Annotated in this window: 11 protein-coding genes; 6 read left to right on the forward strand and 5 right to left on the reverse strand. The window is 47.4% G+C overall.

The window, feature by feature from the left end; genetic code table 11:
• Positions 1–75 precede the first annotated feature (75 nt).
• The 4 genes from L5L91_RS05155 to glyA form a co-directional block, all read right to left on the reverse strand.
• A complete protein-coding gene (locus tag L5L91_RS05155) occupies positions 76–732 on the reverse strand; it encodes a riboflavin synthase (protein WP_011919711.1) in 657 nt (218 codons plus the stop codon).
• A 50-nt stretch (positions 733–782) separates the two neighbouring features.
• On the reverse strand, positions 783–1,961 hold the full coding sequence (ribD, locus tag L5L91_RS05160) for a bifunctional diaminohydroxyphosphoribosylaminopyrimidine deaminase/5-amino-6-(5-phosphoribosylamino)uracil reductase RibD (protein ID WP_263235811.1): 1,179 nt from the start codon (positions 1,959–1,961) through the stop codon (positions 783–785).
• A 119-nt stretch (positions 1,962–2,080) separates the two neighbouring features.
• On the reverse strand, positions 2,081–2,530 hold the full coding sequence (gene nrdR, locus L5L91_RS05165) for a transcriptional regulator NrdR (protein WP_006082643.1): 450 nt from the start codon (positions 2,528–2,530) through the stop codon (positions 2,081–2,083).
• Positions 2,531–2,860: 330 nt separating this feature from the next.
• Positions 2,861–4,114, reverse strand: a complete 1,254-nt coding sequence (glyA, locus tag L5L91_RS05170; RefSeq protein WP_126492529.1) for a serine hydroxymethyltransferase — start codon at positions 4,112–4,114, stop codon at positions 2,861–2,863.
• A gap of 189 nt (positions 4,115–4,303) precedes the next feature.
• On the opposite strand from glyA, the gene ettA reads away from it, so the two are divergent.
• Positions 4,304–5,971: an energy-dependent translational throttle protein EttA gene (ettA, locus tag L5L91_RS05175; protein WP_028761391.1), complete on the forward strand. Its 1,668-nt coding sequence runs from the start codon at positions 4,304–4,306 to the stop codon at positions 5,969–5,971.
• Between the two features lie 152 nt (positions 5,972–6,123).
• Here the strand turns inward: ettA and L5L91_RS05180 are convergent, their stop codons facing one another.
• Positions 6,124–7,065, reverse strand: coding sequence for a LysR family transcriptional regulator (locus L5L91_RS05180; RefSeq protein WP_263235812.1), 942 nt, complete (start codon positions 7,063–7,065; stop codon positions 6,124–6,126).
• A gap of 274 nt (positions 7,066–7,339) precedes the next feature.
• Between L5L91_RS05180 and L5L91_RS05185 the strand changes: the two genes are divergently transcribed.
• From L5L91_RS05185 to L5L91_RS05205, 5 genes are all read left to right on the forward strand, one after another.
• On the forward strand, positions 7,340–8,263 hold the full coding sequence (locus L5L91_RS05185) for an MBL fold metallo-hydrolase (RefSeq protein WP_263235814.1): 924 nt from the start codon (positions 7,340–7,342) through the stop codon (positions 8,261–8,263).
• 185 nt (positions 8,264–8,448) lie between these two features.
• Complete coding sequence (locus tag L5L91_RS05190; RefSeq protein WP_263235815.1) at positions 8,449–9,141, forward strand: DsbA family protein; 693 nt, start codon at positions 8,449–8,451, stop codon at positions 9,139–9,141.
• Between the two features lie 2 nt (positions 9,142–9,143).
• Positions 9,144–9,614 carry a nuclear transport factor 2 family protein gene (locus L5L91_RS05195; RefSeq protein WP_263235816.1) on the forward strand — a complete coding sequence of 157 codons (471 nt, stop codon included), beginning with the start codon at positions 9,144–9,146 and terminating at the stop codon, positions 9,612–9,614.
• Between the two features lie 308 nt (positions 9,615–9,922).
• The gene (locus L5L91_RS05200) at positions 9,923–11,125 is read left to right on the forward strand and encodes a metallophosphoesterase (protein WP_263235817.1); all 1,203 of its coding nucleotides are present in this window, start codon (positions 9,923–9,925) and stop codon (positions 11,123–11,125) included.
• A 248-nt stretch (positions 11,126–11,373) separates the two neighbouring features.
• Entirely contained in the window at positions 11,374–12,168 is a 795-nt protein-coding gene (locus L5L91_RS05205; RefSeq protein WP_263235818.1) for a substrate-binding periplasmic protein, read from the forward strand.
• The last annotated feature ends 193 nt before the right edge of the window (positions 12,169–12,361 follow it).

Genomic DNA, 12,361 nt, shown 5'->3' on the forward strand with positions numbered 1-12,361 from the left:
CTGTTATTATGAAATTCTATACCTAAATAACCTAAGCTGCCGATAAGCTTAAGTTAAATAATCTGCTCCTGTGCACTAACGCACAAAGCCGGCACGGGCTAACATTTCCATGGTGACGCCACCGCTCTTGCTGTCCTTGCCATCATAATTCATCAAGCGTTCAAGATAACGGGCGATTAAATCTACTTCGATATTCACCTTATCGCCCGCTTGCAGGTCGATTAAGGTGGTTTCACCTGCGGTATGGGGCACTATGGTCAAGCGGAATCGACTGCCGTCCACTTCGTTCACCGTCAGACTCACGCCGTCAATGGTAATGGAACCTTTGTGGGCTATGTAACGCCCAAGCTCTGCGGGTGCGGCTAACCAAAACTCGATGGCTTGCCCACGCACTAAGCGTTGCTCAACCGTTGCAATACCGTCCACATGGCCGCTGACCATATGGCCACCTAAACGCGTGGTGGGAGTAACGGCCTTTTCAAGATTCACCTTAGTGCCCACTTTATAGTTGGCAAACCCGGTTAGACTCACTGTTTCGGCTGAAACATCAGCCACATAACCGTCGGCTAGTTGCTGCACAACCGTTAAGCATACGCCATTGGTGGCAATACTGTCGCCTAAACGCACATCGGTTAAATCCAGTTTGCCGCTCGCGACGGTAAGGCGAATATCATCGCCTTTACGCTCCAGTTTGCGCAGGGTGCCAACGGCTTCAATAATCCCAGTAAACATGGTTAACTCACTTAATTAAATAAAGAAGTAATAAGGCATAAGACTCAAGGTTAAACGGTTATCTTGCTCCAATTCGATTTAGATAAAGAGGTATCAAGCTTAACGCTCAAGGTTAAACGGGTATCTGGCCCTAATTTGCGCTCATCGACCAAAGTGAGTGCAGGAATGTGTGCCATGGTTTGATAATCGGGCAATTGCAGCAAATTACGCCCATGCCCACCGAGGATTTTCATCGCTTGATATAGCACTAACTCATCGGCCAGCCCCTCTGCTAAAAATGCGCCCGCTAAGGTTGCACCCGCTTCCACCAACACGTGATTACAGCTTTGGCCTAAATAGCTTAATAGTTCAGGCAATGAGACGCGACCTTCAATTGCAGGTAACAGGAGGCAACTCACATGGGAGGGCAATTGTGCTTGAAACTCTGCGGGATAAGCCACGGTCGAGACCAAGAGTATCGGCGATACAATAGCCAAACATGCAGCAGATAACGGCAAACGGGCGTGACTATCGAGTATGACTCTTAATGGCTGCAGTAATTGCGCCTCGGTTACACTGTCTTTTAAGCTGCCAAGTTCCTGATAACGCACATTGAGTGAGGGATCGTCCGCCAGTATGGTTTCAATTCCCGTGACCAGTGCACAAGAACGTAAACGTAATCGCTGCACGTCGCGGCGAGATTCTGGACTAGTTATCCATTTAGACACACCGTTAGACAGCGCGGTTTTACCATCAAGACTCGCAGCCAATTTGACAGTGACTCTGGGTAAACCTGATTCCATACGCTTCATAAAGCCTAAATTCAAGGCATAGGCTTCATCGCGATGTAATCCCACATCCACTTCAATGCCGGCGTCGCGCAGCATTTGAATGCCACGACCACCTACTTGCGGATTAGGATCTTCCACCGCCACTACTACACGTTTAACGCCAATATTGATCAGCGCCAAGGCGCAGGGCGGCGTGCGGCCATAATGGCTGCAGGGCTCTAAAGTGACATAGGCCGTTGCGCCGCGGGCGCGTTCGCCAGCCATACGTAGCGCATGCACTTCGGCGTGGGGTTCACCCGCTTTTTGATGATAACCTTCACCGATGATTTGATTATCTTTAACGATAACGCAGCCCACACAGGGATTGGGTCTTGTGGTGTAAAAGCCTTTGCGCGCCAATTGAATCGCGCGGCTCATCATTTGGGTATCGAGTACGGACCAACTTATGTTCAAGCTCATGTTCAACCCTGTTGTTAAAGGTTTCGGCTTTCACCAGTCTTACAAACCTGTCTTTTAAATTTGTGCTTTCACGCCAATCGCTCGTACACGTCTGCCTTGTCGGCGACAAAACTCAATGACTACTTTTGCAGCTTGGCGATGGCTTCGCCAAATTCAGACACGTCTTCAAAGGCGCGGTACACAGAAGCGAAACGAATGTAGGCGACTTTATCTAGGCTCATCAATTGCTCCATCATTAAGTTACCCACCATTTCTGACGGCACTTCCCGCTCGCCAGTGGCGCGCAGAGTAGACTTGATTTTGCTGAGTGCTTGCTCTATTTCATCCATAGATACGGGGCGTTTTTCAACGGCGCGCAACATGCCACCTTGGAGTTTTTCTTCATCAAAGGGTTGGCGTGAACCATCGCGCTTAATCACCCTAGGCATAACTAATTCGGCGCCTTCGAAGGTGGTAAATCTTTCATGACATTCGGTGCATTCTCGGCGACGGCGCACTTGGTGGCCTTCTGCCACTAATCGGGAATCGATGACTTTAGTATCTGTCGCGCTACAAAATGGACAATGCATTGAGCCTCCTGCCAGTGAATGGTGGTAAAGCGTTAATGGCTTTACCTGTTAAATCTCAGTCAAACGCAATGGATTTAAACCTAAGATTTTACCAATAAAAATGGCCGCGAGATGCGGCCATGAGATTTTATCCTATTTATGGGCTGAGGTTAACTACCTGAGCTTAACAACCTAATGTTAAGTGCCTGATGCTAAATACCTGATGTTAAGTGCCTGATGCTAAATACCTGATGTTAAGTGCCTGATGCTAAATACCTGATGTGATAAGTATCAAGTCTGTCGGCGGTCAATCTCGGCCCTTCATCTACTAAGCGTAGATGCATAGGCAAATTAGCCGTAAACAGGGAAACGTGCGCAAAGTGCCAATACTTGGCCTTTCACACGTTCAATCACAGCAGGATTGTTCGCATCATCAAGGATGTCACAAATCCAGCCCGTCAGCTCTTTCGATTCCGCTTCTTTAAAGCCGCGACGCGTAATGGCTGGCGTACCGATACGCACACCTGAGGTCACAAAGGGTGAACGTGGGTCATTTGGCACTGAGTTTTTGTTCACAGTAATGTTAGCGCTACCTAAAGCGGCATCGGCTTCTTTACCCGTTAAGTCACGACCAATCAGGTCAACTAGCATTAAGTGGTTGCTGGTTCCGCCAGAGACGATTTTGTAACCGCGCTCAAGGAACACTTCAACCATAGCTTTAGCGTTATTAACCACTTGCTGTTGGTACACTTTAAATTCTGGCTCTAGGGCTTCTTTGAACGCAACCGCTTTACCTGCGATAACGTGCATCAATGGGCCACCTTGACCGCCTGGGAATACCGCAGAGTTCAACTTTTTGTACAAGTCTTCATCGTCAGCAGCAGATAGGATCACGCCACCACGGGGACCCGCTAAGGTTTTGTGGGTCGTAGATGTCACAACGTGCGCGTGTGGTACTGGGTTTGGATAAACGCCCGCAGCAATAAGACCGGCAACGTGCGCCATGTCGACAAATAAATAAGCACCGATTTTGTCTGCGATTTCACGCATTTTTGCCCAATCAACGATACCTGAATAGGCAGAGAAACCGCCGATCATCATCTTAGGCTTATGTTCTAAGGCAATACGCTCCATCTCGTCATAGTCAATTTTGCCAGACTCGTCGATACCATAAGGAATGATGTTGTACAGTTTGCCAGAGAAGTTAACCGGTGAACCGTGGGTCAAGTGACCACCGTGGGCTAAGTTCATGCCCAGTACGGTATCGCCAGGTTTTAACAATGCCATGTAAACCGCGCTGTTTGCCTGTGAACCTGAATGAGGTTGTACGTTAGCGTAAGTTGCGCCAAACAGTTCTTTCGCACGTTCAATCGCTAAGGTTTCAACTACGTCCACATACTCACAACCACCATAGTAACGCTTGCCTGGATAGCCTTCAGCGTACTTATTGGTTAACTGTGAACCTTGCGCTTCCATCACGCGTGGACTGGTGTAGTTTTCAGAAGCAATCAGCTCAATATGCTCTTCTTGACGCAGAGTTTCATTCTGAATTGCGTTAAACAGTTCCGGATCATAATCTGCGATATTCATATCTTTTTTCAGCATTGCTTACTCCAGCTGCCAATTCTTATAGGTAGGGTTGCGCGGTATTCTACTCGGAACGCGGTCACAATCCCAGTATTTGAAACATGAAATTCCTGCAGAGAGTGCTTGAACTTGGCTCATTGTCGAGTTGAGTTCGGCGCGCAATCGAGTAGAATTAGCCGCATCATTAGTCACTTAAGATAGAGAAAAATGGCTCAGTTTGTTTACAGCATGCTGCGGGTGGGTAAAATTGTTCCGCCTAAGAAGCAGATCCTTAAAGATATTTCTTTAAGCTTTTTCCCCGGCGCCAAAATTGGCGTACTCGGCCTCAACGGTTCAGGTAAGTCGACACTACTGCGCATTATGGCGGGTATCGACACCGAAATTGAAGGCGAAGCGCGCCCAATGCCGGGATTGAAAATCGGTTACCTGCCGCAGGAACCTAAACTCGATCCGAATCAAACCGTACGTGAAGCGATTGAAGAAGCGGTAGCAGAGGCAAAAAATGCCCTGACTCGCCTCGATGCCGTTTACGCAGCCTACGCCGAGCCGGATGCCGATTTCGACGCCCTTGCAAAAGAGCAAGGCGAACTCGAAGCCATTATTCAAGCCCAAGATGCCCATAACTTAGAGTACGTCCTTGAGCGCGCCGCCAACGCCCTGCGTCTGCCAGATTGGGATGAGAAAATCGAAGTATTATCCGGTGGTGAACGTCGCCGCGTGGCGATTTGTCGCTTGCTGCTTGAAAAACCAGAAATGCTGTTACTGGACGAACCAACCAACCACTTGGATGCTGAATCTGTGGCTTGGCTTGAGCACTTCCTGCAGGAATATGCTGGTACTGTGGTCGCGATTACCCATGACAGGTACTTCCTCGACAATGCCGCTGGCTGGATTTTAGAACTCGACCGCGGTGAAGGTATTCCGTGGGAAGGTAACTATTCTTCATGGCTTGAGCAGAAAGATGCCCGTCTAAAGCAAGAATCGGCTACCGAAAGCGCTCGCCAAAAGACCATTGCCAAAGAATTGGAATGGGTACGTCAAGGCGCGAAAGGCCGCCAGTCTAAAGGCAAAGCCCGTATGGCACGCTTTGAAGAACTGAACACTAACGATTACCAAAAACGTAACGAAACCAACGAGCTGTTTATTCCGCCAGGACCACGTTTAGGTGACAAGGTTATTGAAGTGAATAACCTGACCAAATCTTACGGTGACCGCGTATTGATCGACAACCTGTCGTTCTCTGTGCCTAAGGGCGCGATCGTCGGCATTATCGGTGCCAACGGCGCGGGTAAATCGACCCTGTTCCGCATGTTATCCGGCGCTGAAAAGCCAGACAGCGGCAGCATTGAGCTGGGTGATACAGTGCAACTGGCCTCGGTTGAGCAGTTCCGCGATTCGATGAATGATAAGAACACCATTTGGGAAGAAATCTCCGGTGGTCAAGACATCATGCGTATCAACAACATGGAAATCCCGAGCCGTGCCTATGTAGGCCGCTTCAATTTCCGTGGTGGCGATCAGCAAAAAGTCATCGGTACTTTATCTGGTGGTGAACGTAACCGCGTGCATTTAGCCAAACTGCTGCAAGCGGGCGGTAACGTATTACTCCTCGACGAACCCACCAACGATTTAGACGTTGAAACCCTGCGCGCACTGGAAGAAGCGATTCTGGAATTCCCCGGTTGCGCTATGGTGATTTCGCATGACCGTTGGTTCCTCGACCGTATCGCGACCCACATTCTGGATTACCGTGACGAAGGCCAAGTGAACTTCTACGAAGGTAACTACACAGAATACTCGGCATGGTTGAAAAACACCTATGGCGCCGATGTGGTTGAGCCACACCGCTTGAAATACAAGCGCATGATAAAGTAAATCTAGAATCTAGAATCTAGAATCTAGACAAGTGTAAATCTGAGGAGTTTAGCTCGAAAGGGTTAAGCTCCTTTTTTATGGCATTCAGTTACGCTATGAGTGCCGTAGACTTTGGCGCTATTTCAAAGGTGCTATTTCAAACTGACACTATTTCAATTCAAGCTGGCAAAGTAGGCCACCAGCATGTCCATCATCACCCTAAGTGCAGGTTGCATGTGTTTGCGGGATTGATACACGCCATACACACCGAGGGACTGAGGTTTAAACTCAGTTAATAAAGGCACTAGCTGACCCGAGTCTAAATAGGGTTTCGCCGCCCAAACTGGCTGCATAGCAATTCCCTCACCAGCCAGCGTGGCATTGAGCACCACCATAGAATCATTGGCGCTGAAATTACCATTCACAGGCACGTTAAATACTTGACCTTGGTTTGACTTAGGATCGGAGTTCAGCGCTTGAGCCTGTTTCGCCCCTACATCGGTTTTATAAAAGCGCCACATCACATCGCCAAAATAAGAATAGGTTAAACAGTTATGCTGAGTTAAATCCTCGGGATGCAGCACGGCGGCGCGCGCGGCAAGATAACTCGGTGCGGCGCACACCACAGACTCACACTCCCCTAAGCGCCTAGCGATAAGATTGGGATCGAGTTCATTGGTGATGCGAATAGCCAGATCAATACGCTCGGCGACTAAATCGACGGTTTGGCTGCTCACGTGGAAATTCACGCTCGCCTGCGGATAACTGGCTAAATATTGCTGTACCACGGGCGCTAAAATCTGATGCGCCAAAAACTGGGAGCAGCTAATACGCAATAAGCCTCGCGGAATCGCCACAGCGGCATGACTGACCGCCGGCACTTCGTTAGCCAGTTCGAGCAGCCGATGGCAATAGTCCAGCACTTGCTCACCCGCTGGCGTTAAGCTGAGGCTACGCGTCGAGCGATGCAACAACCTAGCACCAGACCATTCTTCCATTTCGCTCAAGTAACGGGTCACCATAGAACGCGACATATCTAAGGCATTGGCGGCGCTGATCATGCTGCCGCGTTCAACAATAGTCACAAACACCTTAGCCGCTTCGAGTCTGTCCATGATTTATCTCCACTCTCGTTCAATCACTCACTTTCAATCATTCGAAGGCTCAATGACATACTCGCGTACCCACATAACTAAGTAACTAGTAATTAAGAATGCAATAGTACACGCAGCTATTCGTCCGATTAATGCAACAAACATGGGCAGATACTCGCATTTATCTATTGATTATTGCAACCTATACTTAACTCACTTTTGCAGCAGCTGCAAATCAATGAATGCTAAATCGAACCTTTTACTCTTTCACCCTGTGACTATAAGTGAGCCCCAAATGAACACATCGACCTATGCAATACGTAACACAGTTAACGCCACATTGAAGGCCTCGTCTAAAATCAGCCTAGCCGCCACCTTGTTGCTGGCGGGACTTAGCGCGGTCAATGCTGCGCCATTACAAGTGAGTCATTTTAATCCGGGCGAAAACAGCATCTTTGCCGTGTCATCGAGCTTTATCAGCGGCGAACACGAAATGATGCTAGTCGATGCACAATTTCAAAATAACGATGCCCAAAAATTGGTCGACACCATTAAGGCCAGCGGTAAAAAGCTGACTCAGGTGTATATCAGCCATAGCGATCCTGATTTCTATTTCGGCTTAGCCGTGATTAAAAAGAATTTCCCCGATGCACAAATCGTCGCGACTCAAACCACTGTCGATGCTATTAAAGCCTCAATGGAAGGCAAACTCGCCTACTGGGGGCCGATTTTAAAAGATAATGCGCCAAGCGAATTAGTGTTACCTAAGGCGATTCACAGTGACACTTTTACTATCGACGGCGAGCAAGTGATTATCAAAGGTTTTAATGATAAACACCCTAAACACACTTTCCTGTGGGTGCCATCGGCAAAAACTATTACAGGTGGCGTGGAAGTATTTGATAAAACGCATGTTTGGATGGCTGACACTCAAACTGCCTCTGAGCGTCAGGAATGGTTAACCCATTTAGATGCAATGGAAAAACTGCTGCCGACCACAGTGATCCCAGGGCACTATTTAGGCGAAGCGCGATTTAATACCCACGCCATCGATTTTACCCGTGAATATGTAAAAGCCTTTGAAATCGCGGCAAAAGCCTCGAAAGATTCAGCCGAATTAATCCAAAAGATGCTGGCACTATACCCACAAATGCCAGCTGATGCAGGACTTGAGATCAGCGCCAAAGTTTACATGGGTGAAATGACCTGGCCTATGTAAGCCCAGCCATATCTATCTCGGCGATTAGATACAAGCATTTAAGTGCAAATAGTTAAAGACAGGCACGTGAGCGATTGCGTGCCATTTTTAGCTAAATAACGGTACCAACCTAACTATTTTAATCGATGTTCTCAAAGGGCTTAAGTCGCTAATGTCGCGACGAACTTAAGCCAAAAGGTTTAACTATGACTCAGCCAACAACCCATCCAACTAGCACAACCAGCAGCACAGCAACGGCCAAAGAGCGCACTCTGCACGCCATTATCGACCCTTTATGTGGTTGGTGTTATGCCGCAGCGCCTTTACTCGATGCCGCCGCAAAAGCAGGCTTTACCATTAAGCTCCACGGCGGCGGTATGCTCACGGGCCCAAGACGTAAACAAATCGATGCTAACTGGCGCGATTATGTTATGCCCCACGATCTGCGTATTGCCGAGCTAACCGGACAACCTTTTGGGGAAAACTATTTTGATGGTCTGCTGCGCGATACCACAATCGTACTCGACTCGGCGCCTCCGATTAAAGCCATGCTCGCAGTCGATGCTATGGGTGGCGACAGTTTGGCCTATCTACACTCAGTACAACTGGCCCATTACCGTGATGGTCACAGCGCCAGTGATGAAGGTAATCTTGCAAGGTTAGCCGCTGAACTTGGGCTCGACCCTATAGGCTTTGCGCAACATTATGCCCAAGGTGAAGACAAGCTATATGAGCATATTGTTGAATCTAGAGCATTACTGAATCTGATGGGTGCCCAAGGCTTTCCTTCAATGGCTATAGAGGATGATGACGGCAACATCACCGCCATTAATATCAACCGCTTTTATGGCCAACCCGCCCAGTGGTTAAACCATCTTGAAACACAGTTTGAGTCGTAATCATGCCAACGCTTAATGGTGTTCCAACAAGCTCTTTAGTGAGTGAGCCTGCTCAGTTAAATCTTCTCGAAACAACAAGACAGGCTGATGCGAATCTTGCACTGGTAAAAAGCACCTATGAGGGAAGTAGCTCAGCCGAGAACGCCAAAAATCTTCAGCTTGCCTTAGCGAGTGACGCACGCTGGACAGAGGCGGCAGGTTTTCCCTATGCGGGCACTTACATAGGTTTTAGTGCGATAGCCGCCAATGTGTTCACCCGCCTCGAAAAAGAATGGAATAACTATCGTGTCGATATCGAAGACTATGTCGCCCAAGGTGATAAGGTTTTTGCCTTCGGTACTTATTCAGGTACTTATGTCAAAACGGGCAAACATTTTACCGCTCGAGTCGCCCATTTATGGAAGATACACAGCGGCAAAATCGTCAGTTTCGAGCAGTTTGTTGATAGTTATACCGTCGTCAATGCCATGTAACTGCCAATACCATGTAAAGACAGTCATGCACTATAGACATGCAATGATGGAATAACTGAACAATGAGGCGGGCAAGTTTAATTTAGCCCGCCCCACGACTTGCCGATGTTAAGCCTTATCCGTATGATTTAGTGTTTTCAATAGGTTGAGCACTTGACATTAAGTACTTAAGATTAGGTACTTGCGATTAAGCGTTTGGATTAAGCGCTTGAAATTGAATTCGTCAAGCTGCACGTTCTAAGACTCATCAACTCAACTGTTTAAAATTAAAAAATGAATAACTAAAACAAGAACAAGGATGCGGTCTAATGCAAATCAATTCGATGCCAGTCGGGGCTCACCCAATCACGCTATCTATGACGCGACTTAGCCGAGCCAGCCAATGGATACTCAAGCAACAGAGAAAATTCACGCCCCTGTTATGGCTTGTCACCGCACTCCCCTTTACCTCACTTGCGTTTATCTCACTGACGGCCAATGCAAGTGAAGCCGAGCTAGAACTAAAAGTTCAAGAAAACAGCGTCACCGATGGCCCTTATGTATTTTTAGATGATGCTCAAAAAGACATAGCCTATTGGATTTGCCAAAGCGAGCTTAAACAAACAAGGATTGCGAAGGCGCAGTTAACTCGCCCTGCCAGTTGCGGTGAATTACCCCAACCGCACCTTCATACACAAACTGTCACGGTTGAGCCAGATACCTTCACCCATGTCAGCAAAATTGTCGCCCTTAGCGATGTACACGGTCAGTTTGATGTAATGATTAACTTGCTAAAAGCCCATCAGATTATCGACAAAGATAACCACTGGGCCTTTGGTGATGGTCATATGGTGATGACGGGCGACATGTTTGACCGTGGTCATCAAGTCAATGAAGTATTGTGGTTTTTATATACCTTAGACCAAGAAGCCCAAGCTGCGGGCGGACGCTTACATCTACTCATGGGCAATCACGAGCAAATGGTGTTTCGCGGCGACTTACGCTACGTCAACGAACGCTATCAAGTCTCGGCAGATTTACTCAAACGCAGCTACGATGCGCTCTACAACAAAGACACCGAAATAGGCCAATGGCTTCGCAGCAAACATACCTTAGTCAAAATCAATAATATCTTGTTTATGCACGGCGGCATCAGCCCTGAATGGGTCGAGCGTAAATTAAATATCAGCGATGCTAACCAATTATTTCGTCAGCATTTAGATGATAAAAAAGCCGATTTGAAGCAAGACGATTTACTCAACTTTTTGTTTTTTACCAATGGTCCAACTTGGTATCGTGGCTACTTTAAAGATGAACTGAAAGAGTCGGATATCGATAGCATACTGAGCTATTTCAAGGTCGATCATATCGTCGTAGGGCACACATCGCAGGAACAAGTACTTGGGCTTTATCATAATAAAATCATTGCGATAGATAGCAGCATTAAGAATGGTAAATCCGGTGAGCTGTTACTTATCGACGCTGGCAAACTCCGCCGAGGTTTGTATCAGGGTGAGCAGGTTTCGCTATAACCTGCCTCACTAATATCTTTTGCCCCAATACGTGAATGAGCTAGCGCCTTAATCCATAAATTCGCTGGGGCAAATAAGGCATGAATGAGCAAGGGTAAAATGGGCGCCCACCATGGTACTCAATCGGCACAACGCTCAATCGTATGGCGCTCAACATGCACCCATCTTAATATCCATAAGTTCGCCTGTTTTAATTAACTCTGACTATACTCAAGCCAAGTGCGACTCACCTAAGTGCTGGAGTAGAAATGGGGAAGAAATTACTCACATTATCTAGCTTTTGCTTGTTTCTATTCAGCTTCTATCCCCCTGCATTTGCGGGCAGGGAACTCCAATTAGTCGCCACTAACTATCCTCCTTTTTATGCCGATGCTTTACCTGAACAGGGCGGCGTTGCGCAAGTCGTCAAAGAAGCTTTTAAACGCAAAGGTTACACTGCCAGCCTCAAGTTTTATCCCTTCGCCCGCGCGGCTTTACTCGTTAAAACTGGCCAAGCTGATGGCATCATTGGGCTCTGGTATCGTAAAGAGCGCGAGCAATGGGCCCAATATTCTGCGCCTATCCAACCCGTACAAATTGTGTTTTATAAACGTAAAGATTCACCGCTGAGTTTCAGTCAACTTTCAGATCTTAAACCTTTCACTATCGGTATAGGTCGCGGTTACGCTAATCCGCCAGAAATCTTCGCCGCGGGGCTCACCACAGAGGAAGGAAATTCGGATGAGGTGAATCTCAAAAAGCTGTTTTTAAAGCGTATTGACTTAGTCTTGATTGGCCATAACTTAGCGAGGTATTTAATTAAAAAAGGACCAAATGAATATGAGGGGGCCTTTGAGCAAGTCGGCCAACCCATAGCGACTGAGGTATTTCATTTAGGGATCTCTTTGGCTGTGGCGGATCATCCGCAGTTAGTGACAGATTTTAATCAAGGTTTAGAGAGTATGCGCCGCGATGGACGATTAGCGGCAATTTTAAGCCAATACCCTCAGGTTGAAACGACTCAAGCGCCGATTGAAAAAACGCGAACTGAAGTCCATCCCTAAAGTCCGTCCAGCTTTTAAAAAGCAATAACAGCACAAAAAAACAGCAAAACTCTCGTTGAATTGTGCTCAATGCTCAAAAAACACAATTTCTTTCATTTTCGTTCGCTTACCTTTACAAACTTTTACCCAACTGGCGTACGTTATTCACTAGAATAGCGCCATTAGAGCGATTACCTTTTTAAACTGCCTTTGC

The sequence above is a fragment of the Shewanella sp. SM55 genome, from assembly GCF_025654025.1.
In the GTDB taxonomy this organism is placed as follows: domain Bacteria; phylum Pseudomonadota; class Gammaproteobacteria; order Enterobacterales; family Shewanellaceae; genus Shewanella; species Shewanella oncorhynchi.